This is a genomic window from Bradyrhizobium sp. USDA 372, from assembly GCF_053629095.1.
The window spans coordinates 3,366,041-3,387,773 of sequence record NZ_JBRJHR010000001.1 but is presented as its reverse complement, the minus strand read 5'-3'; the positions used below and the strand labels follow the sequence as shown (position 1 = coordinate 3,387,773).

The 21,733-nt window shown below is 64.6% G+C and carries 22 protein-coding genes; 14 read left to right on the top strand and 8 right to left on the bottom strand.

The window, feature by feature from the left end; genetic code table 11:
• The first annotated feature begins 10 nt into the window (after positions 1-10).
• On the top strand, positions 11-2,224 hold the full coding sequence (locus AB7M16_RS16105; protein ID WP_453944454.1) for an FAD-dependent oxidoreductase: 2,214 nt from the start codon (positions 11-13) through the stop codon (positions 2,222-2,224).
• Positions 2,225-2,277: 53 nt separating this feature from the next.
• Here AB7M16_RS16105 and AB7M16_RS16100 read toward each other — a convergent pair whose 3' ends face one another.
• Positions 2,278-2,622, bottom strand: coding sequence for a hypothetical protein (locus AB7M16_RS16100; protein ID WP_453944453.1), 345 nt, complete (start codon positions 2,620-2,622; stop codon positions 2,278-2,280).
• Positions 2,623-2,993: 371 nt separating this feature from the next.
• Complete coding sequence (locus AB7M16_RS16095) at positions 2,994-3,302, bottom strand: hypothetical protein (RefSeq protein WP_439401680.1); 309 nt, start codon at positions 3,300-3,302, stop codon at positions 2,994-2,996.
• 605 nt (positions 3,303-3,907) lie between these two features.
• Between AB7M16_RS16095 and AB7M16_RS16090 the strand changes: the two genes are divergently transcribed.
• The 3 genes from AB7M16_RS16090 (at position 3,908) to AB7M16_RS16080 (ending at position 6,556) form a co-directional block, all read left to right on the top strand.
• Entirely contained in the window at positions 3,908-4,402 is a 495-nt protein-coding gene (locus tag AB7M16_RS16090) for a MarR family winged helix-turn-helix transcriptional regulator (RefSeq protein ID WP_172786076.1), read from the top strand.
• Positions 4,403-4,502: 100 nt separating this feature from the next.
• Entirely contained in the window at positions 4,503-5,873 is a 1,371-nt protein-coding gene (locus AB7M16_RS16085) for a glutamate--cysteine ligase (protein ID WP_172786075.1), read from the top strand.
• 116 nt (positions 5,874-5,989) lie between these two features.
• Positions 5,990-6,556, top strand: a complete 567-nt coding sequence (locus AB7M16_RS16080; protein ID WP_453944452.1) for a PAN domain-containing protein — start codon at positions 5,990-5,992, stop codon at positions 6,554-6,556.
• A gap of 224 nt (positions 6,557-6,780) precedes the next feature.
• Here AB7M16_RS16080 and AB7M16_RS16075 read toward each other — a convergent pair whose 3' ends face one another.
• From AB7M16_RS16075 to AB7M16_RS16055, 5 genes are all read right to left on the bottom strand, one after another.
• Complete coding sequence (locus tag AB7M16_RS16075) at positions 6,781-7,752, bottom strand: IS110 family transposase (protein WP_453944235.1); 972 nt, start codon at positions 7,750-7,752, stop codon at positions 6,781-6,783.
• A gap of 304 nt (positions 7,753-8,056) precedes the next feature.
• Entirely contained in the window at positions 8,057-8,623 is a 567-nt protein-coding gene (locus tag AB7M16_RS16070; RefSeq protein WP_453944451.1) for a nucleotidyltransferase family protein, read from the bottom strand.
• A gap of 121 nt (positions 8,624-8,744) precedes the next feature.
• Positions 8,745-9,521 carry a signal peptidase I gene (gene lepB, locus AB7M16_RS16065; protein ID WP_172786072.1) on the bottom strand — a complete coding sequence of 259 codons (777 nt, stop codon included), beginning with the start codon at positions 9,519-9,521 and terminating at the stop codon, positions 8,745-8,747.
• Positions 9,518-10,945, bottom strand: a complete 1,428-nt coding sequence (gene tldD, locus AB7M16_RS16060) for a metalloprotease TldD (RefSeq protein ID WP_275516303.1) — start codon at positions 10,943-10,945, stop codon at positions 9,518-9,520. The genes lepB and tldD overlap by 4 nt, the downstream gene beginning before the upstream one ends.
• Positions 10,946-11,057: 112 nt before the next feature.
• On the bottom strand, positions 11,058-11,591 hold the full coding sequence (locus AB7M16_RS16055) for an invasion associated locus B family protein (RefSeq protein ID WP_172786070.1): 534 nt from the start codon (positions 11,589-11,591) through the stop codon (positions 11,058-11,060).
• Between the two features lie 459 nt (positions 11,592-12,050).
• On the opposite strand from AB7M16_RS16055, the gene coxB reads away from it, so the two are divergent.
• From coxB to AB7M16_RS16010, 9 genes are all read left to right on the top strand, one after another.
• Positions 12,051-12,905, top strand: a complete 855-nt coding sequence (coxB, locus tag AB7M16_RS16050; protein ID WP_172786069.1) for a cytochrome c oxidase subunit II — start codon at positions 12,051-12,053, stop codon at positions 12,903-12,905.
• Positions 12,906-12,992: 87 nt separating this feature from the next.
• The gene (gene ctaD, locus AB7M16_RS16045; protein ID WP_453944450.1) at positions 12,993-14,618 is read left to right on the top strand and encodes a cytochrome c oxidase subunit I; all 1,626 of its coding nucleotides are present in this window, start codon (positions 12,993-12,995) and stop codon (positions 14,616-14,618) included.
• A 62-nt stretch (positions 14,619-14,680) separates the two neighbouring features.
• Entirely contained in the window at positions 14,681-15,625 is a 945-nt protein-coding gene (locus tag AB7M16_RS16040; RefSeq protein ID WP_172786067.1) for a heme o synthase, read from the top strand.
• Positions 15,622-15,798 carry a CoxF protein gene (locus AB7M16_RS16035; protein WP_212256145.1) on the top strand — a complete coding sequence of 59 codons (177 nt, stop codon included), beginning with the start codon at positions 15,622-15,624 and terminating at the stop codon, positions 15,796-15,798. The genes AB7M16_RS16040 and AB7M16_RS16035 overlap by 4 nt, the downstream gene beginning before the upstream one ends.
• Positions 15,799-15,803: 5 nt before the next feature.
• On the top strand, positions 15,804-16,457 hold the full coding sequence (locus tag AB7M16_RS16030) for a cytochrome c oxidase assembly protein (protein WP_453944449.1): 654 nt from the start codon (positions 15,804-15,806) through the stop codon (positions 16,455-16,457).
• Between the two features lie 79 nt (positions 16,458-16,536).
• On the top strand, positions 16,537-17,433 hold the full coding sequence (locus AB7M16_RS16025) for a cytochrome c oxidase subunit 3 (protein WP_172786065.1): 897 nt from the start codon (positions 16,537-16,539) through the stop codon (positions 17,431-17,433).
• A gap of 97 nt (positions 17,434-17,530) precedes the next feature.
• Entirely contained in the window at positions 17,531-17,932 is a 402-nt protein-coding gene (locus tag AB7M16_RS16020; RefSeq protein WP_172786064.1) for a DUF983 domain-containing protein, read from the top strand.
• Entirely contained in the window at positions 17,929-18,693 is a 765-nt protein-coding gene (locus AB7M16_RS16015; RefSeq protein WP_212256147.1) for an SURF1 family protein, read from the top strand. Before AB7M16_RS16020 ends, AB7M16_RS16015 begins: the two co-directional genes overlap by 4 nt.
• A gap of 109 nt (positions 18,694-18,802) precedes the next feature.
• Positions 18,803-19,168 carry a nuclear transport factor 2 family protein gene (locus AB7M16_RS16010; protein WP_172786062.1) on the top strand — a complete coding sequence of 122 codons (366 nt, stop codon included), beginning with the start codon at positions 18,803-18,805 and terminating at the stop codon, positions 19,166-19,168.
• 1 nt (position 19,169) lies between these two features.
• On the opposite strand, the gene AB7M16_RS16005 is transcribed toward AB7M16_RS16010, so the two are convergent.
• Entirely contained in the window at positions 19,170-20,510 is a 1,341-nt protein-coding gene (locus AB7M16_RS16005; protein WP_453944448.1) for a histidine kinase, read from the bottom strand.
• An 86-nt stretch (positions 20,511-20,596) separates the two neighbouring features.
• Here AB7M16_RS16005 and AB7M16_RS16000 point away from each other — a divergent pair, with 86 nt between their 5' ends.
• The gene (locus AB7M16_RS16000; RefSeq protein WP_453944447.1) at positions 20,597-21,241 is read left to right on the top strand and encodes a response regulator transcription factor; all 645 of its coding nucleotides are present in this window, start codon (positions 20,597-20,599) and stop codon (positions 21,239-21,241) included.
• The last annotated feature ends 492 nt before the right edge of the window (positions 21,242-21,733 follow it).

Genomic DNA, 21,733 nt, shown 5'->3' with positions numbered 1-21,733 from the left:
AGCAACCAACATGTCGTACAAGAACTTCAAGGTTGAGACCGACACCGACGGTATCGCGCTCGTCACCTGGGACATCCCGGGCCGTTCCATGAACGTGCTCGACGAGACCTCCACCAACGAGCTCGAGGCGATCGTCAAGGCGACCACGGCCGACGCCGCGGTGAAGGGCGTCGTCATCACCTCGGCCAAGGAAGCGTTCTGCGCCGGCGCGGACCTGTCCATGCTCGAAGGCATGAATCAGGCCTACGCGAAGGTCTTCAAGGAGCAGGGCGAGACCGCGGCGAACCAGATGCTGTTCGACCAGAGCCGGCGCTTCTCGCAGGTGCTGCGCGGAATCGAAACCTCAGGCAAGCCGTGGGCGGCGGCGATCAACGGCCTCGCACTCGGCGGCGGCTTCGAGATCACGCTGTGCTGCCACTACCGCGTCGCGGCCGAGAATCCCAAGACCCGGCTCGGCCTGCCCGAGGTCAAGGTCGGCCTCTTCCCCGGTGCCGGCGGCACGCAGCGCGTGCCGCGCCTGGTGCCGCCGCAGGACGCGATGACGATCCTGCTCAAAGGCGATCCTGTCACGGTCGACAAGGCCAAGGCGCTGAACCTGATTCACGCCATCGTTCCGGCCGCCGACCTCATCAAGGCGGCGAAGGACTGGATCAAGGGCGGCGGCAAGGCGATCGCGCCCTGGGACGAGAAGGGCTTCAAGCTCCCGGGCGGCCCGGTGTTCTCCAAGGCCGGCATGATGATGTTCCCGGCCGGCAACGCGATCTACCGCCGCGAGACCTACGACAATTACCCGGCCGCGCGCGCGATCATGAGCTGCGTCTATGAAGGCCTGCAGCTGCCGATCGACGCGGCGCTGCGCGTGGAGTCGCGCTACTTCACCTCGGTGCTGCGCTCGAAGGAAGCCGCAGCGATGATTCGCAGCCTGTTCCTGTCGATGCAGGAGCTCAACAAGGGCGCGCGCCGTCCGAAGGACGTGCCCGCAACCAAGGTGAAGAAGATCGCCGTGATCGGGGCCGGCTTCATGGGCGCCAGCGTCGGCTACGTCTCGGCGCGCGCCGGCCTCGACGTCGTCCTGATCGACCGCGACCAGGAGAGCGCCGACAAGGGCAAGGCGCATGCGCAGAAGGTGATCGAGGAGCAGATCAAGAAGGGCCGCGCCAAGCCTGCGGACGCCGAAGCGCTGCTCGCGCGCATCACGCCGACCGCGGACTATGCCGCGCTGAAGGACGTCGACCTCGTCATCGAGGCCGTGTTCGAGGACCGCAAGGTCAAGGCGGAGACCTTCGCCAAGGCGCAGCAATATCTCAAGCCCGACGTGGTCTTCGCCTCCAACACCTCGACATTGCCGATCACCTCGCTGGCCGAGAGCTTCAGGGATCAGGGCAAGTTCATCGGCATCCACTTCTTCTCGCCGGTCGAGAAGATGATGCTGGTCGAAATCATCCTCGGCAAGAACACCGGCGACGTCGCGCTCGCGACCGCGCTCGACTATGTCCGCCAGATCGGCAAGACGCCGATCGTGGTCAACGACTCCCGCGGCTTCTTCGCCAATCGCTGCGTCGGCCGTTACGTCGCCGAAGGCAACGAGATGTTCCTGGAGGGCGTGCCGCCCGCGATGATCGAGAACTGCGCCAAGATGGCCGGCATGCCGGTCGGCCCGCTCTCGCTCTCGGACGAGGTCGCACTCGACCTCGGCCTCAAGATCATGAAGGCGACCGAAGCCGACCTCGGCCCCAACGCCATCAATCCCGAGCAGAAGAAGCTGATGGTGGAGATGGTCGAGAAGCAGGGCCGTCTCGGCCGCAAGAACAGCAAGGGCTTCTACGATTACCCCGAGAAGGGCAAGGGCCAGAAGAGCCTGTGGCCGGGTCTCTCCGCGCTGCAGCCGAAGCAGCTCGACCCCGATACGCTTGACATCGAGGAGCTGAAGCAGCGCTTCCTGGTAGTGCAGGCGGTGGAGGCCGCGCGCACCGTCGAGGATCACGTCATCACCGATCCGCGCGAGGCCGATGTCGGCTCGATCCTCGGCTTCGGCTTCGCGCCGTTCACCGGCGGCACGCTGTCCTATATCGACTTCATGGGCACGAAGAAGTTCGTCGAGCTCTGCCACAAGCTGGAGGCGAAATACGGCTCGCGCTTCACCCCGCCGAAGCTGCTCGAGGAGATGGCGGCGAAGGGTGAGACCTTCTACGGCCGCTTCGCGCCGAAGAAGGCGGCGGCCTGACGGAAGCGTCGGGGCTACGCAGAAACAAAGGCCGGATCATCGATCCGGCCTTTTTATTTGCGCTCACCGAACGGCGAGAAGGCGCGGCCCGATACCGCATCGTCGGCGAGACTGGCCTTCCAGCTGCCTTCGTCGCCGCGGCCGATGCGCACCTCGAAGCGCCATCCATTCTGGTTGGTGAAGGCGGTGTCCGCACCGCTCTTCGTCCTGGCGTAGCGACAGGGATATTCGGTCGGCCGGTCCGGGAAGACGATCTTGCCTTCCTTGCTCTCGAACACGGCCGAGGTGATCTGCGGATGGATCATGAAGATGCAATTGCGCTCCGGCGCCACCGGCGTCGAGAGCCCGAGCATCGCGAGCGGCGCGCCGGCGGCGGTCATGAGGACGATCATGTTCATGGAGGCAATTGTCTCCTGGGGATGTTCCTTCGACGTCGCCGTTGATCAAGTGGTTCACGATGAAGGGGCTGGATCATCGATTTCGCCGATCTGCGCTTGCGCCTCGGCATATCGGTTGATGTGCTTCCGTCTCACACAGCACCCAATCCCCGGCCCGGCCACGCTCGCTCCGCCTGGCACCGCTTTTGCTGATGAACGACCGGATGGCCCATCGACATTGAAGGTGTCCCCCAATGATTTCCACGGTGTCTCAAGACAGCGCAGCCGGCGTTGCGGTAAGATACGCCCCCTTGTTGCTGCTTGGTCGGCCGTGGCTGCGCCGCCGGCTCCTCCGGTGGCGCAGAAAAATTCCTTCGTGGGTCGGCCTGGTCCTACTCGTCCTCGTCTTTGATGTGGCGTTGGCGGTGCTTGCCTGGTTCGCCGTCGATCTCGTCCTGCACTGAAAGCTCACCTCTGTGCACGTAGAATGTCGCCGCCAAATAGGCGACCTGGCCGGCAATCAGGCAACCGACGACGATTGGAACGCCTGTCCAGAATCCAAAGCCCGAGGTCTGAAGAACCGTCGCGGCAAGGATCGCAGTCGCCGGCGAGACCAGCAATAGGGTCCAGACCCGAAAGAATAGCCCTGTCGCCAAGCCGGTGATTGCGCTCGCGAGCAGGAGGAGGAGTACAGTCGCCACGATAGTTTCCGGTCCGACGGTCAGCGTCCTGTCCCGCGCTGAAGCTGAGCCAAGAGCATTGCTCTCACAAGGATGGTGACGTCCTCGGAGCGCACAACGCGGAGTTATTGTTAACCCGGACAATGCTCGTAAAATCGGCGTCAGCGCATCGCGCATCTTCGGATTTAGCAAATGACGGAAGCAAAGAGCCGAATCATCGATCCGGCTCTTCGTCGTCCCGCCGGTCGTGCTTCGCGAACGGCGGACCAGACCTGATGGGCGATCATCTGGACAATCACTTGGCCTTCCGTCACGATCTTATTGCTGTCGAGGCCCAGCGGAGGGATCTGGCCCCAAGGGGGCTCAGCTTCAGATAATCCTCACCATTTCGGGCTCTTGGCGCCGATACCGACCTCGACCAGGCCATAGGGCGGGCCGGCCTCCAGGAGCACGATGTGGGGAGACGGCGGGCACACACCGGGCAAACCGTCCGGTTTCGAGGAATTTCCTTCCCCTGACGCTTGGCTCGGCCGAAAGAACGACTACATGCACCTGCTTGAAATAGTCAAGATTGATGCAGGTGCATCGAATGGAGTAAGAGACGGGCGACGAGCTTGAGCGGGACCATGAAACGCAAACCATCGACCGAGGCAACCGCCGCCTGGATCCGCCTGATGCGGGTGCAGAGCCGCGTGCTCGATTGCGTCGAGCAGGACTTGAAGAAGGCCGGCTTCCCCCCGCTGGCCTGGTATGACGCGCTGCTCGAACTGTCGCGGGCGCCCTCGGGCGAGCTGCGGCCGGTCGAGCTCGAGCGGCAGATGCTCATCCCGCAATATTCGACCTCGCGGCTGATCGACCGCCTGGTCGACGAGGGCCTCGCCTCGCGGCGCGAATGCAAGATCGACAAGCGCGGCCAGTTCGTCGAGATCACCGAAGCCGGCCGCGAGCTGCAGAAGCGGATGTGGGGCGCCTATTCGGCCGCGATCGAGAAATATGTCGGTTCGAAGCTGTCGGACGCCGACGCCGTCAAGCTCAGCAATCTGCTCGACCGCCTGGGCTGCTCCTGCGGCGAGATGAAACTGCCGCCCGCCGCCGCCAACGAAAGCATGCCGTCGCGATGATCGCGCGGCAAATCCGCTCGCCCGTGCACCCCGGTGGGTTCGCGGGCCGTCCCTGTCACCCGCGCGCGTTCGGTCGAAGCGCTTTTGATTAGAGTTTGATATGGCGCGAGACCAGATCGACATGACGCCCCTGCAATCGCGCGACGAGCTCGTCGCGTGGTTCGAGGCCGGCTGCAAGGACCCATCCGAATTCCGCATGGGCACCGAGCACGAGAAGACGCCCTTCACGCTCGAGGGCCATCGTCCGGTGCCTTACGAGGGCGCGCGCGGCATCGGCGCGCTGCTCGAAGGCATGAAGCTCCTGCTAGGCTGGGAGCCGATCATGGAGCAGGGCAACATCATCGGCCTCTACGACGTCACCGGCGGCGGCGCGATCTCGCTCGAGCCCGGCGGACAGTTCGAGCTCTCCGGCGCGCCGGTCGAGAACGTGCACCAGACCCAGAGCGAGCTGATGGCGCACTTGGCGCAGGTGCGCGAGATCGCAACGCCGCTCGGCATCGGCTTCCTCGGGCTCGGCATGACGCCGTCCTGGTCGCGCGCCGACATCCCGGTGATGCCCAAGGGCCGCTACAAGATCATGACCAATTACATGCCGAAGGTCGGTCAATACGGCCTCGACATGATGTATCGGACCTGCACGGTACAGACCAATCTCGACTTCTCCTCCGAAGCCGACATGGTCAAGAAGCTGCGCGTCTCGCTCGCGCTTCAACCGGTCGCTACCGCCTTGTTCGCCAATTCGCCGTTCACCGAGGGCAAGCCGAACGGCTTCCTCTCCTTCCGCTCCGAAATCTGGCGCGACACCGACAATGCCCGTTCGGGCATGATGCCGTGGGCGTTCGAGGACGGCATGGGGTTCGAGCGCTATGTCGATTACGCGCTGGACGTGCCCATGTATTTCGTCAAGCGCGGCGAGGAATATATCGACGTCTCGGGCTCCTCGTTCCGCGCTTTCTTCAACGGCCGCAACAACAATCTTCCCGGCGAGCGTCCGACCTTGTCGGACTGGGCCAACCACCTCTCGACGATCTTCCCCGAAGTGCGGCTCAAGCGTTATCTCGAGATGCGCGGCTCCGATGGCGGCCCGTGGGGCCGCTTGCCGGCACTGCCGGCGTTCTGGGTCGGGCTGCTCTACGACGATGCTTCGCTCGATGCCGCCTGGGACCTGGTGAAGCACTGGACCTCGCATGAACGCCAGGCCCTGCGCGACGACGTGCCGCGCATGGGCTTCAAGGCGCGGATCAAGGACCGCTACCTGTTCGAGATCGCCAAGGAGTGCCTGATTCTGGCCCATGCCGGCCTGCGCCGGCGCGGCCGGATCGACCAGCTCGGCCGCGACGAAACGCGGCATCTCGAGCCGCTCGACCGCATTATCGATGCCGGCCGGACGCCGGCCGAGGAAATGCTGGATAAATTCAACGGACCCTGGAAGGGCTCGGTGGAACCAGCCTACGCGGAATACGCGTTCTAGACCTCTCAGACCCAGAGATCCTGGATTTCAGCCGTTCATCGCCCATACAGGTTTGCGGCGATCAAATGACCGGCTGAAAAAACCTGAGCGTCGTCAATAACTCGAAAGCTGTTCCGATGGGGAAGGGCCGCCTGTCCGGGGCCGTCATGGCCAGCGCCGCGGCATGTCTCGCGCTGCTTTTGCTTGCATTTGCGAGCGTGCCGGCGCCTGCCCAGACCGCCTTCGATCGGCCGGGCGGCGACTATTTCAGTACGCCCGTCACCTCGGGCGATCCCGAGGATTGCGCGTTGCTGTGCGAGCGCGATCGCCGCTGCCGCTCCTGGAGCTTCAACTATCCCGACGTCGAAGGCGGCTCGGCGGTGTGCTGGCTGAAGAACACGGTGCCGACGCGCGTGCCGGGAAGTTGCTGTATCTCCGGGGTGCGCGGCGCCGGCGTGATCGAGCCGCGCGTCGAGGGCGTCGAGACGTCGATCGACCGGCCCGGCGGCGACTTGCGCAATTTCGAGATCAAGGACGGCGACGGCGTCGAGGCCTGCAAGGCCGCCTGCACCGCCGACAACAAATGCCGCGCCTTCACCTATGCCCGCCCCGGCTACACCGGCCGTGAGGCACGCTGTTTCCTGAAGAAGGAAATCAAGCCGCCGCGAAGGAAGGCGGGGTTCACGTCGGGCGTGGTGCGATAGGCGCAGCTCTCACCGCCGTCATTGCTGTCGTAGCAACCATTAAAGCGGCGCCCGATTGCCTTGAGCATGACGCCGCGCTTGCGACCGTCAAGGCGTGGCCTTTCAGCAGCGGGTGTGAGGCGAGAGCAGAGCGACGGCCAGCCTTGACGGCCGCTGCGCGCGGCGTCGTTGTGGCGGCAGGTCGGGACGAAGAAACGGTCGCCTGATCGAACAAAGAAACGCGGTCAGACGGCGGGCAGCTTGGCGCGTTGAGGCACCTCGGCCACCCAGGGAGTTCCGCGGGCGACGACGGCGTTGATGGTGACGAGCAGCTTTCTGGCGCAGGCGATGCGCGCGCATTTGTGGCGTTTGCCGGCTGCGATCAGGCGGGCGTACAGAGCCTTGAGCTGCGGATTCCAGCGGAAGGATGCCGCGAGAGCCGCGTTGTAGAGCGCCCGGCGCAGGCGTTCGCGGCCACCCTCGATGTGACGGGCGCCGGCGTGATTGCCGCTGTCGTCGTCATAAGGCGCCAGCCCGCCGAGAGCTGCAGCGGGCCCGCGCGTGATGTTGCCGACCTCGGGCATCCTGACCAGGACGGCAACGGCGGTCGGCAGGCCGCAGCCGGCGACGCTATAGATCAGATCGAGCCGTGCGGCCAGATCAGGGTGCTGGCGGATCGCCGCCAGCAGCGCTTTGAGTTCGGCTCGTTTGGACTTGGCCAGGAGCGCGATCTGCGCCTTCCAAATCCCTTGAATCCGCGTGTCGCGGCAACTCTCGAGCCGGTTCTTCAGTCTTGCGATGTCCTCCGTGATCTGGTCGATCATCGTCAGATGCTCGGCAAAGGGCTGCAGGCGCGGATCCGGAGCGGGATGGATCGTCTTGACCGCAGCAGTGCACATCGCGATCAGCGCCGCGTCGATCTTGTCGTTCTTGGCCAGCAGCTGATGGAACGTGGCATAGGCACAGACCTGCTTCGGCTGAAACAGGATGACGACGAACCGCTTGCGCCGCAGCTCGGCGACCACCGCCTGCTCGTAGCCTCCACTGGCCTCGATCCCTATCCGCTTGACCTTGCGGCGCTTCAGCCACTCCACCAGCGCCTGGTGGCCTTCTACCGTGTTGTCGACCTGCCATTGCTCCGAGCTGCCGTCGACCGCCACGTCGAGCTTATGTTTGCCGGTATCGATCCCGGCACAGATCGTGATACGCTTGGCCATCTTCCTCGACCCTCCCTTGTGAATGCGAACCTGAAGTTCGTTCAACCATGCGGGTCCCGATGAAGTGCCGACCGCGATCTTGCTACGAAACGCAGCCCTTCAAGGCTTCGGTGGGCATCGATCCGATCGATCGGCGGCCCAGCTCGGGCGGCCACCCGGGCTGGGCCATTCCTCACGGAACGGGGCCATCCTAACCCGGCGCGCTAATACAAGGGTGGGCAAAGGCGCGCAGCGCCGTGCCCACGATCTTTCAGCCATTGCACGAGGTGGTGGGCACGCTTCGCTTTGCCCACGCTACGAGATCTCACTCCGCTGCAACCACCGTGATCTCCGGCCACAGCGCCTTCCAGCGCGCGGCCTTCGCCGCATAGTTCGCCGCAGAGAAATTCGCACCCGGATTGGGCCGCGCGATCAGCCCTACGACATCGTCAAAGCCATGCGGCGCGTAGACCTCATAGCCATCGCCCGTGCGTCTCATCCCGATTTGCGTGTTCTGCGTGAGGAAGCGGTCGATGCCTTCCCTCGAGCTGCTCAGCGGCGGATAGGGCAGGCCGTGCTTGGCGGGATACCACACGTGCACGCGGGCCTGGTTGCGCACCTCGATCTTGGCACCGAGATGCGCGAGGCGCGCATGGAGGGTGCGGATCACCGCATCCTCGGCCTCCCACGATGTGTCGGGGTCGAAATAGAACACGTCATAATCGGCGATGCCGTGATCGATCGGGCGGCCCGTGAGCACGTTCCACACTGTCTGCACCAGGCATCCCGACACCAGCCACGCATCCGCTAGTGCAAGCCGGTGCAGCTCGTCGAGGATCGCGGCGTTGACCGGATTGCGTAAGGCGAGCGCGAGGAATTCGTCGCGGGTCATCGGAAATCGTAGGGTGGGCAAAGGCGCGCTCTTCGCGCGTCGTGCCCACCATCTCTCCACGTTACGACAGATGTGGTGGGCACGCTTCCGCTTTGCCCACCCTACCGATCTACGTTACCGCTCAGTGCACGGCGGTGAAGAACCGCGCCAGCCTGAATCCGGACAGCCAGGTCCACACCGGCTGGCTACGCATGCCGAGATCCCAGGAGCCGACCACTGCGTCCGCACGGCCGATCAGATTGTCGATCGGCAACAGGCCGACGCCGCCGGAGCGCAGCGGCACGCGGCTGTCGGCCGAATTGTCGCGGTTGTCGCCGAGCACGAACAGATGCCCTGCCGGCACCGTCACCTCGGGCGTGTTGTCGAGCGGACCGCTGTCGCGCATCTTGAAGATCAGATGCGAGACGCCGTTCGGCAGCGTCTCGACATAGCGATAGGCGGGCTCGCTGCCGCCATGGTCGTCCTCGGCGGCGCCGACGCCATCGGGCTTCAGCTCGGCCGGACGGTCGTTGATGAAAAGCTGGCCCTGCCGCATCTGGATGCGGTCGCCGGGCAGACCCACGACGCGCTTGACCCAGGCCTGCGAGCGATCGCCGGGCCAGCGGAACACGACGACGTCGCCGAGCTTCGGCGTCTCCGCGAAGACGCGGCCGCTCTCGGGCAGGCTGATCTGAATCGGCAGCGACGAGGTGCCGTAGCCATAGGGGAATTTCGAGGCGAGCAGCGCATCGCCGATCAGAAGCGTCGGCTCCATCGAGCCCGACGGCACGTAGAACGGCTCGGCGAGCGCGCCCTTGGCGATGAACACGGCGGCGACGATGCCGGCGAGCTGCACGAGTTGGCCACCCCAGCCGCTAGTCTTCCGCTTCGGGGTGACCGTTGCCTTTTCAATGCTCATGCGCCCGTTCCACCCACCGTGATGCGCTCCATCAGCAGCGACGGCTGGCCGACGCCGACAGGCACGCCCTGGCCATTCTTGCCGCAGGTGCCGATGCCGGTATCTAGCGCGAGGTCGTTGCCGATCATGCGGATGCGATGCAGGTCGGTCGGCCCGTTGCCGATCAGCATGGCGCCTTTGAGCGGCGCTCCGATCTTGCCGTTCTCGATCTTGTAGGCCTCGGTGCACTGGAACACGTACTTGCCCGAGGTGATGTCGACCTGACCGCCGCCAAAATTCGCGGCGAACACGCCGTTCTTCACCGAGGCGATGATCTCGGCCGGGTCGCGGTCGCCCGCGAGCATGTAGGTGTTGGTCATGCGCGGCATCGGCACATGGGCATAGCCCTGGCGGCGGCCGTTGCCGGTCGGCTTCATGTTCATCAGCCGCGCGTTCTGGCGGTCCTGCATGTAGCCGACCAGGATGCCGTCCTCGATCAGCACGGTGCGGTTGGTCGGCGTGCCCTCGTCATCGATCGAGAGCGAGCCGCGGCGCGAGGCAATGGTGCCGTCATCGACCACGGTGACGCCCTTGGCCGCGACCTGCTGGCCCATCAGGCCGGCAAACGCAGACGTCTTCTTGCGGTTGAAGTCGCCTTCGAGGCCATGGCCGACGGCTTCATGCAGCATCACGCCGGGCCAGCCGGCGCCCAGCACGACGTCCATCTCGCCGGCGGGAGCCGGAATCGATTCCAGATTGACCAGCGCCTCGCGCAGCGCGCCGTCGGCGGCCTCGCGCCAGTTCTTGCTCTCGATGAATTCGGCATAGCCGGCGCGGCCGCCATAACCCTTGCTGCCGCTCTCCTGGCGATCGCCCTGGCCGGCGACGACGGAGATGTTGACGCGTACCAGCGGACGAATGTCGCGATAGCTCTCGCCGTCGGGCCGCAGGATCTCGACGACCTGCCAGGTCGCGCCCAGGCTGACGCTGACCTGCCGTACCCGCGGATCCTTGTCGCGCAGGTAAGCGTCGATCTCGGCGAGCAGTTTTACTTTGGTCTCGAAGCCCGGCGCGTCCAGCGGATTGTCGTCGCCATAGAGGCGGACATTGGTATGCGGGGGCGGCGCCGAGAAGCTGCCGGAGTAGCCGCCGCGCACGGCCGCAACCGCGTCCGCCGCGCGAATCAGCGCCGGCAGCGACACGTCCGAGGAATGCGCGTAACCGACCGCGTCATCCTTGACCGCGCGTAAGCCAAAACCCTGCGAGGTGTCGTAGGTCGCCTGCTTCAGCCGCCCATTGTCGAACATCAGCGCTTCGGTCTGGCTGTATTCCAGGAACAGTTCGCCGTCGTCAGCGCCCGAGAGCCCGCGCGCGACCTCGCTGCGAACCTGGTCGCGGTCGAGATTGGCGCGGTCGAGCAGGGAGGTCGTGGCAGGATTGGTCATGCGTCCGTCCATTATCGGAAGATGTGGGGCAAGATAATGGTTTTGGATCGGTTCCGCGAGGGCGCGAAGCCTCACATTACGGAAACAAAAGGGTTGCCAAGACTAGCCGCCCCTACGGCAGCTTGTCATAGCCCTCGCCGAGCCCGTTCAGGCTGAGCGGGAAGCCGATGCCTTCTTCCGGGGTCTCGAAGATGATGAAGGTCGCGGTCTTGGCGCCGCGGAGCTGGCCGAGCAGCTTGTCCTCCAGGACGACCTCGGCGACGCAGCCGTTGGGCAGGCAGCGGACGAAGCCGGCGCGGCCGACGTCCTGGTTGTCGAGCTTGAGCCCGAGGCCGGAGGGCAACAGCACCCCGAGCGGGGCGACCACGCGCATCAGGCGGCTCTTCTGGTCGGCGGTCTTGAGCACGATCACGGTCAGGCCGGCATTGGAGCGGTCTTCGGCCACCACGCTCTGGATCAGGGCGCATTGCTCGGTCTGGGCGCCCGGCGGGGTGTCGCAGCGGATCTGCCAGTCGCCATGGACGGAGCGCACCGCGCCCTGCGCATGGGCGAGCCCCGGAAGCGCCAGCAGGACGATCGCAGCCAGGAGGGCGGCGAGCGCCGGGAGGCCGTTCGCCGGCCTTGCCATCGATCTCGAAAGCCCCATCGGGTCGGTCCCTCTGCTCGCCTGGGTTGCTCGCGCTTGGCGGACTGATCTGGCGGACTGATACGGAAATGACGGCGTCTTGAAGGCGATTCCCAAGCAAATTCCGCGCCGCCCACACCGCCATTGCCGGCACGAATCAGGTTCCTGCCTGGCTGTCTGCAAGTGCCTACCGCGGGCAATTCCGCTGTCAAGCCGCAGCGTCCCGGGAAACGGTATTTTTGTCTGATCTTGCTGGGAAATATCTTGCCGGTGATGCCTGGCAGACGGGGCTCAAGACTGCATTGCGATAGATCAAGAATTATGGTTTGAGAGGCTTGATTTCGCGTTCTAGCGATCTGGCCCCGATTCCTCTTAGAGGTATTCTTGCGTGGCGGTTTGTCGGACTGGCGGATCGAATAAGCGTTTCCCGGAAGCAGGGGAATGCACTTGGGGTGATTTCGGAAGGGGAGCGCGAACGACATGAGGATGTCGATGGGTCGGGTGGGCCGGCAATTGCTGGGATTGGCCACCATCGCCGTGGTGGCGGCTGGCGTCACGTTGGCGACGGGTGGTGCGGCATTGGCCGAGCTCGGGCAGCCGGCACCGTGGGAGTGGACGCTCCAGCAGTCCGGTTCCCCGGTGATGGACAACATCGTCTGGTTCCACAACTTCCTCTTCGTGCTGATCACCCTGATCACGCTGTTCGTTCTCGCGCTGCTCGTGATCGTGGTCGTCAAGTTCAACGCGAAGGCCAATCCGGTGCCGTCGCGGACCACCCACAACACGCTGATCGAGGTAGCCTGGACCCTCGTTCCGGTGCTGATCCTGGTCGGCATCTCGGTGCCGTCGTTCCGGCTTCTGTTCCTGGAGCTCGACGTGCCGAAGGCGGATCTGACCATCAAGGCGACCGGCAAGCAGTGGTACTGGTCCTATGCCTATCCGGATAACGGCAAGTTCGAGTTCGACTCGCTGATGGCGCAGGACAAGCAGCCCCGCCTGCTCGGTGTCGACAACGAGATGGTGGTGCCGGTCAACAAGGTGATTCGTGTCCAGACCACTGGCGCCGACGTCATCCATGCATTCGCGGTGCCGGCTTTCGGCATCAAGATCGACGCCATCCCGGGCCGGCTGAACGAGACCTGGTTCAAGGCCACCAAGACCGGCATGTACTACGGTCAGTGCTCTGAACTCTGCGGCAAGGACCACGCTTTCATGCCGATCGCCGTGCGTGTGGTGAGCGACCAGGAATTCGCCTCCTGGGTCGAGACGGCGAAGAAGAAATATGCGAGCGGCGGCACCAGCACCTACGCCTCCGCGGCCGGCCCGACGCAGTAGGCGACGGGTGACGGCTTTCAGGGACTGAAAGCGATAAAAGGGCGGGACCTCCAAAGGTCCGAATGGGACGCAAGGCAGGATTTGAAAATGGCAACGAGCGCAGCGGCACACGGCGATCACGCGCAAGCCCACGGACATGACGAGCACGCCCATCCGACCGGGTGGCGGCGCTACGTCTATTCGACCAACCACAAGGACATCGGCACGATGTACCTGGTCTTCGCGGTCATCGCCGGCATCATCGGTGCCGCGATGTCGATCGCGATCCGGGCCGAGCTGATGTATCCGGGCGTGCAGGTCTTCCACGAGACCCACACCTACAATGTGTTCGTGACCTCGCATGGCCTGATCATGATCTTCTTCATGGTCATGCCTGCGATGATCGGCGGCTTCGGCAATTGGTTCGTGCCGCTAATGATCGGCGCGCCGGATATGGCGTTCCCGCGCATGAACAACATCTCGTTCTGGCTGCTGCCGGCGTCCTTCGCGCTGCTGCTGATGTCGACCTTCGTGGAGGGCGAGCCCGGCGCCAACGGCGTCGGCGCCGGCTGGACCATGTACGTGCCGCTGTCGAGCTCCGGCCATCCGGGGCCGGCCGTCGACTTCGCGATCCTGTCGCTGCATCTCGCCGGCGCCTCGTCGATCCTCGGCGCCATCAACTTCATCACCACGATCTTCAACATGCGCGCGCCGGGCATGACCCTGCACAAGATGCCGCTGTTCGTGTGGTCGATCCTGGTGACCGTGTTCCTGCTGCTGTTGTCGCTGCCGGTGCTCGCCGGTGCGATCACCATGCTGCTCACCGACCGCAATTTCGGCACGACCTTCTTCGCGCCCGACGGCGGCGGCGACCCCGTGCTGTTCCAGCATCTGTTCTGGTTCTTCGGCCACCCCGAGGTCTACATCCTGATCCTGCCCGCCTTCGGCATGATCAGCCAGATCGTCTCGACCTTCTCGCGCAAGCCCGTGTTCGGCTATCTCGGCATGGCCTACGCCATGGTCGCGATCGGCGGCATCGGCTTCGTGGTGTGGGCGCACCACATGTACACGGTCGGCATGTCCTCGGCGACGCAGGCCTATTTCGTCGCGGCGACGATGGTCATCGCGGTTCCGACCGGCGTGAAGATATTCTCCTGGATCGCCACGATGTGGGGCGGCTCGATCGAGTTCCGGGCACCGATGATCTGGGCGGTGGGCTTCATCTTCCTGTTCACGATCGGCGGCGTGACCGGCGTCGTGCTGGCGAACGCCGGCGTCGACCGCGTGCTGCAGGAGACCTACTACGTCGTCGCGCACTTCCATTACGTGCTGTCGCTCGGCGCGGTGTTCGGAATCTTCGCCGGCTGGTACTACTGGTTCCCGAAGATGTCGGGCTACATGTACAATGAAGCGCTCGCGAAGGCGCACTTCTGGGTCACCTTCATCGGCGTCAACCTGGTGTTCTTCCCGCAGCACTTCCTCGGCCTGTCGGGCATGCCGCGCCGCTACGTCGACTATCCCGATGCCTTCGCGGGCTGGAACCTGGTCTCATCGATCGGCTCCTACATCTCCGGCTTCGGCGTGCTGATCTTCCTCTACTGCGTGCTCGACGCCTACATGAAGAAGGTGCCGGCGGGCGACAATCCGTGGGGTGCCGGCGCGACCACGCTGGAGTGGACGTTGTCCTCGCCGCCGCCGTTCCACCAGTTCGAAGTGTTGCCCCGCGTGCAGTAAGCAATCCCACGCGGCGCCCGTGACGGGCGCCGCGGCGCTATAACGAAGCGAGTTGAATTTAAGTGTCCGTCCTCGACCACCACGCCGCCGACATCAATCCCCGCATCTCCGAAGCGGAGGTGGGCGACTACATCGCGTTGCTCAAGCCGCGGGTGATGTCGCTGGTGATCTTCACCGCGCTGGTCGGGATGGCGATGGCGCCGGGGCATTTCCATCCCGTGCTGGCAATCACCTCGCTGCTCTGCATCGCGGTCGGCGCCGGCGCCTCCGGGGCGCTCAACATGGCGCTCGAAGGCGACATCGATTCCAAGATGTCGCGGACGGCGAACCGGCCGATCCCGCGCGGCCGCATCACCCGCCCTGAAGCGATGGCGTTCGGCATGACGCTCGCCTTCTTCTCGGTGATGACGCTCGGCATTCTCGTCAACTGGGTCGCGGGCGCGCTGCTCGCCTTCACCATCTTCTTCTACGTCGTGATCTACACGATGTGGCTGAAGCGCTGGACCGCGCAGAACATCGTGATCGGCGGCGCCGCCGGCGCGCTGCCGCCGGTGGTGGCCTGGGCCGCGGTGACGGGTACGGTCGACGTCGAGCCGCTGCTGCTGTTCGCGATCATCTTCTTCTGGACCCCGCCGCATTTCTGGGCGCTGGCGCTGTTCCGCTCCGACGATTACGCGCGCGCCGGCATTCCGATGCTGCCCAACGTCGCCGGTCCCGATGCGACGCGCCTGCAGATCCTGCTCTACACCATCGTGCTGATCGCGGTCGCGGCCGCGCCCTGGGCGCTCGGCTATTTCGACGCCGTCTACGGCGTGGTCTCGCTGATCCTCGGTGCCGGCATGCTGGTGCTCGCCATCAACGTCTATCTGCGCCGCGAGCGCAGCCAATCGCTGCGCGCGACGCGCAAGCTGTTTGCCTTCTCGATCCTGTATCTGTTCGCGCTGTTCGCGACCCTGCTGGCCGAGGTCGTGTTCCGCGCGCTGGCTCCGATGGTTGGGGGCGCATGATCACCGCGATGGCCGACAAACGCGAGCCAGAAGGAATCGTCCTCACCGAGGCGCAGCAGAAGAGCCGCCGTCATCGCTCCATCGCCATCGCTTTGGCGCTCGGCGTGCTGGTGGTGCTGTTCTTCGCCGTCACCATGGTCAAGGGGCCGGCAGTGCTCGTGCGGCCGATGTAGGAAACATGGATCACGAGCGGACCATATCGCAGGACGTCAGCGCCAAGCCGGGCCCTCGCAAGCCGGGCAAGACACGCGGGCTGGGCCGCGATGTGGTGGTTGCTTCGATCTGCGGCGGCGTGGTCGCGCTGATGGTCGGCGCCTCCTACGCGGCGGTGCCGTTCTACAACTGGTTCTGCCGCGCCACCGGCTTCAACGGCACGACGCAAGTGGCGACCTCCGCGCCGGCCACGGGCCCGATCGCGCGGAAGATCTCGGTGCGCTTCGATTCCAACGTCGCGCCCGGCCTGCCCTGGAAGTTCGAGCCGGAGCAGAGCGAGATCGAGGTCAATATCGGCCAGGTCGTGACCGTCTTCTACACCGTGACCAACCAGGCGGCGCGCACCACTGCGGGCCAGGCCGCCTACAACGTCGCGCCGCTGACGGTCGGCGCTTATTTCCAGAAGATCAACTGCTTCTGCTTCACCGAGCAGACCATGGCGCCCGGTGAGAAGCGCGAGATGCCGGTCGTGTTCTACGTCGATCCGTCGATCGCCGACGACCGCGAGAACGACGGGCTGAACACGATCACGCTGTCCTACACGTTCTATCCGGTGCGCGATCCGGTGGTGAAGCCGCTGGCATCGGGCGAGGGCGACAAGCGCAAGGGAAATCTTTGACCGCAGGGCTCAACGCTCAGGCGGTCGGACACAAGGGGATAAGTGCCTGATAGGCACGGGATTGAGGAGAGAGACGGAAATGGCCACGGCGCACACCAAGCATCACGACTATCATCTGGTCGATCCCTCGCCCTGGCCGGCGGTCGGCTCGCTCTCGGCTTTCATCATGGCGGTCGGCGCCATCGCCTGGATGCACCACATGTTCTCCGCGGCGCCGATCGTGTTCGGCGTCGGCACTGTGGGCGTGCTCTACACCATGGCGAGCTGGTGGGCCGACGTGATCAAGGAAGCCCAGTACAAGGGCGACCATACCCGCGTCGTGCAGCTGCATCACCGCTACGGCATGATCCTGTTCATCGCCTCCGAGGTGATGTTCTTCGTCGCCTGGTTCTGGGCTTACTTCAACGCGGCGCTGTTTCCGGCCGATGCCGTTCACGCCACCCGTGACGCCGTGTTCGGCTGCGGCCTCGGCACGCAGCCCGGCGCTTGCGCGGTCCCCGGCACCTGGCCGCCGAAGGGCATCGAGACCTTCGATCCCTGGCACCTGCCCCTGCTGAATACGCTGATCCTGCTCACCTCAGGCACCACCGTGACCTGGGCGCACCATGCGCTGCTCGAGAACGACCGGCAGGGCCTGAAATACGGCCTGATCCTCACCGTCGTGCTCGGCGCGCTCTTCACCTGCGTGCAGGCCTATGAGTACAGCCACGCGGCGTTCTCCTTCGCCGGCAACGTCTACGGCGCGACGTTCTTCATGGCGACCGGCTTCCACGGCTTCCACGTGCTGGTCGGCACCGTCTTCCTGCTGGTCTGCCTGTTCCGCGCCTATGCCGGCCATTTCACGCCGAAGCAGCATCTCGGCTTCGAGTTCGCCGCCTGGTACTGGCACTTCGTCGACGTGGTCTGGCTGTTCCTGTTCCTCTGCATCTACGTCTGGGGACGCGGCGCCGAGACCATGGCCCACGCCGCGCACTGAGCCGTATCGAACCGATCGGGAAGGGCGGCCGCAGGGCCGCCCTTTCGTTTTCCGGCCGCCGGAAGCTTCTCCGGAAACTGTGATAGAGTCCGTCCTCATGAACGACAGTGCCGGCACACCCCAGTCCGAAACCACGGTCCTGCAAAGCGCGCTGCGCGGGCTTGCCTGCAGATGCCCGCGCTGTGGCCAGGGCAAGCTCTACGCGGGCTTTCTGACGCTCGCGCCCGCTTGCGACCGTTGCGGGCTCGACTATGCCTTCATCGATTCCGGCGACGGTCCGGCGATCTTCATCATCATGCTGGCCGGCGGCATCGTCGTCGCCTGCGCACTCATCGTCGAAGTCAAATACCAGCCGCCATACTGGCTGCATGCCGTGCTCTGGCTGCCGCTGATCCTCGCCACCACGCTGTTGCCGCTGCGCTCGATGAAGTCGCTGCTGATCGCGCTGCAATTCCATCACAAGGCGGCGCCGGGCCGGTTGGTCGATCGCGCGAAATGACCGAGCCTGCGCGCAAGGCCCGCGTGACCGGCTTCGCGCTGTTCACGCTGTTCCTGACGGCCGTGTTCGTCGCCCTCGGTGTCTGGCAGCTGCAGCGCCGCACGGCCAAGCACGAGCTGATTGCGGCACTCACCGAGCGGATTGCGGCGGCGCCCGTCGCGCTGCCGCCGTCCGCGCAATGGGCCGCGCTCAATCCCGCCCGCGATGAATTCCGCCGCGTCAGCTTCACCGCGACTTACGCAGCCCTGCCCGATGCGATGGTCTATTCCTCCGGCTCGGCAGTGCGCAAGGACGCCTCCGGCCCGGGCACCTGGGCGTTCCTGCCGGCGCGGCTTCCCGGCGGCGAGATGCTCGTGATCGACGCCGGCTTCGTCGAGAATACGATGCAGGACCGCGGCGTCGAGGATCGCGCGGTGAAGAAGCTCGTCACGGGCGAACCGGTGTCGCTTACCGGCTATCTGCGCTTTCCCGAGGCGCCAAGCTGGCTGACACCGGCGGAGAATCGCGACAAGCGGCTCTGGTTCGTGCGCGATCATCTGGCAATCGCAAGCGCGCTGGGCTGGGGTGCGGTTGCGCCGTTCTATATCGATCTCGAGCAGCCCGCGCCGGCGAACGGCATTCCGCGCCCGGGGCCGCTCGTGGTGAATCTCAAGGACGACCACCTGCAATACGCGATCACCTGGTTCACGCTCGCGGGGGCGGTGTTGATCGCATTCGCGGTCTGGCTGCGAGGACGGCGGCAGAGTTCCGTCACTCCGTAGATTCCCTGATGTGGAACCCGGAATCGCCCGGACTTTATTATTCAGCGGACATTCACGAGTGTGGTCCTAAGCCGGCTTCAAGATTTCTCGCGGCAGACAGGATTTCGGCGTGAGCGATTTCGATCAGATGGGAATTGTCGTCGACTGGGTGGATGCCTGTCGGAGAGGCGATCTTGCGACGCTGCTCGACCTCTATGCCGACGATGCCGAGCTCGAATGCACGTGCAACGGCACGGAACGCTATCGCGGCCGCAGCGAGCTTGAAATCTATTGGCAGCCGCGGCTCAGCACCTTCTCGCTGGCTGGCTTCGGGCTGGAAGAGATCCATCCCGCGTCCCACGGCGTCGACCTCGAATATTCCGTCGCCGGCGCGCTGCGCATTCAGGCCTCGTTCCGCTTCAGCCCGGATGGCAAGATCCGCAGCACGCTGTGCGAGCCGGCGCGACAGAATGCGCATCACGGCTGCGCGTGCTGAACTAGCCTGGTGCTGGCGCGTCCCGCATCGTCTCCGCCGGAAGGCGACAGCGCACGTAAGTTCGCTCATCCACGCGCAACAGCGATAGCGATCCGCTGAGCGCGCGCACGCGCTCGTGCATGCCGGTCAGGCCGCGGCCGAAGACATTGCCCGCAGGAAAACCGCCGCCGTCGTCGGAGATTTCGACGACGAGCGTTTTGTCGGCGACCGTCGCCTGTACATGGGCGTTGCCGGCGTTGGCATGTCGCAGCACGTTGGTCAGTGCCTCCTGGATCACCCGATAGACGGTCTGCGCCAGTGGCCCGCCGATCCCGCTGAGATCGGGATCAATCGCGTCCGTCAGGACGATATGAGGTGCCTGCTTGCGAAAATTCCGCAGCAGCGTCTGTACGCTGCTCGAAAGGCCGAGTTCCTCGATATAGAGCGGTCGCAGCTGGTCGAGGATGCGGCGGTTGGTCTGCTGCAGTGCCTCGACCGATTGCAGCAGGTCCTGTGCCGAATTGCCGAGATGTCCCTGTGGCTGGGAGGCCTCGCTCAGCGCGATCGTGCCGGCGCGGATGCTGAACAGCAGGGGGCCGAGCTCGTCATGCAGCTCGCGGGCGAGATCGCGCCGCTCGTCATCCTGGAGCGACACCAGGCGGTGCATCAGATCGCGATTATCCTGGCTCAAATGCGCCAGCGTTGCAGCCAGCGCATTCGCCTCCTCGCAGCTTTGCCGGATTTCCGGCGGGCCCCCGACCGGTATCGGCCTGGTGTAGTCGCCCCGTCGTATTCGCGTGAGACCGTCGCCGAGATCTTGCAGGGGGCGCAGCACCGATCCCGACAAGACATAGGCAATCGTGCCGATAAGAACCATCAGCGCGGCGAGCAGGCTGGCGAGCGCTAGAAGGCCAATCCATTTCTCGAACAGATCGGCCGACAGGTCCTGCAGAAATACGATGTCGCCAACGCGCTTACCGTTGATCATCACCGGAAATGCCGTGTCCATGTTGGGAACAGCGAGAAGGTCGATGAACCATTGCGGCACGCCATGCGGCTTGCGCAGGTCGTCCTTCGCCGGTGGCGCGGGACCTGCTCCCAGGCGGCGGAATTGGATATCGGAGGAGGTGTCCAAAGAATGGACAAAGGCGTCGAGGGTCTGCCGCGGATTGTCCGAAGCGCTCAAGGCGTTGTTGAGCGCGGCGGCGACCGCCTCCGTCGAACGCCGTCGCGGCTCGCTCTCCTCCGCCAACTGGCCCGTCGCGAAAACCTGGAGCAGCACGCCGCCCAGGACCAGCGCCGCGAGAAAACTGGCGCCGAGCGGGAGAAACAATTGTGTCCGGAACGAAAGTCGGTGCCACATTAGGTCAATTCTAACGCGCATCGGCGGAATTTGCTCTTTCCATTTATTCCCGCCGGTCTAAGAGTCGAGAAAACAGAGAGTGCGCGATGCAAGATACCGCCAAGCTGGCGACAAGGGTCCTGATCGTCGACGACCATCCCGTGGTGTTGTCCGGCTGCCGCACCCTGTTCGCAACCGACCATTCAATCCGCATCGACGAGGCGACCGACGCCAAATCCGGGCATCGCGCCTATGTCAGCAAGCGGCCCGACGTCACCGTGATCGACATCAGCCTGCCCGACGTCTCCGGCTTCGAGCTAATGCGACGCATCCGCAAGGATGATCCCGACGCCAAGATCATCATGTTCAGCATGAACGACGATCCGGCCTTCGTGGTGCGGGCCGTCGAGCTCGGGGCGCAAGGCTATGTCTCCAAGGGCGACGACCCCAGGATCCTGCTGAAAGCGGTGCGCAAGGTGGTGGCGGGCGACAATTTCATCTCACCGCAGCTTGCGGAAGCCGTGACGTTTTCCGGCGCGGCGATCAAGGCCAACCCGGCTTCGCAGATGACGCCGCGGGAACTCGAAATTCTCCGCTTGCTCGGACGCGGCGACAAGATCGTCGAGGTCGCCGAGGCGCTCGGCATCTCCTACAAGACCGTCGCCAACACCACGTCCCTGCTCAAGCAGAAGCTGGGCGCCAAGAACCATTCCGACCTGATCCGGATCGCAGTGGAAATCGGGTTGAACTGACCTTTGCCAGCGACCGAACCGGCTGCTTCAGGATGCAGCGGTTCGGCCGACGGATCGACGCCGCCGCTGGCCGGGCAATGCATGGACCACGGGCTGACACCCATCCGCCGACACAATGGGCCGAGGCTGTATTCGTTCCCATGGCTCATGCGGGAAAAAGCGGAATTCATTGCCGAGATTGGGCTGTGCCTGCATCGGACGAGCCTGAGCCGGGTCGGGAAGAATAGGAACATTTTCGAGGCGTGCGGGTTTTGGCCTTGACGATTTCGTGACAGGCGACGAAAGCTTGCCGGAACAGTTTTTGAGGGGCGACGACCCCGACGAAGCAAACCGGTCTGCACACAACGACAGACCTTCCAAGAGAAGGGCTGCGGCAATGCCGCAGCCCTTTTTCATTGGGCGAGGGGAAGGCCGGAAGCGGTTTCCCGATGCCGCAAAACACTCTATGGTGGCTCAAAGCCTCTGGCTGTTGACAAGTAACTACGTAAAATC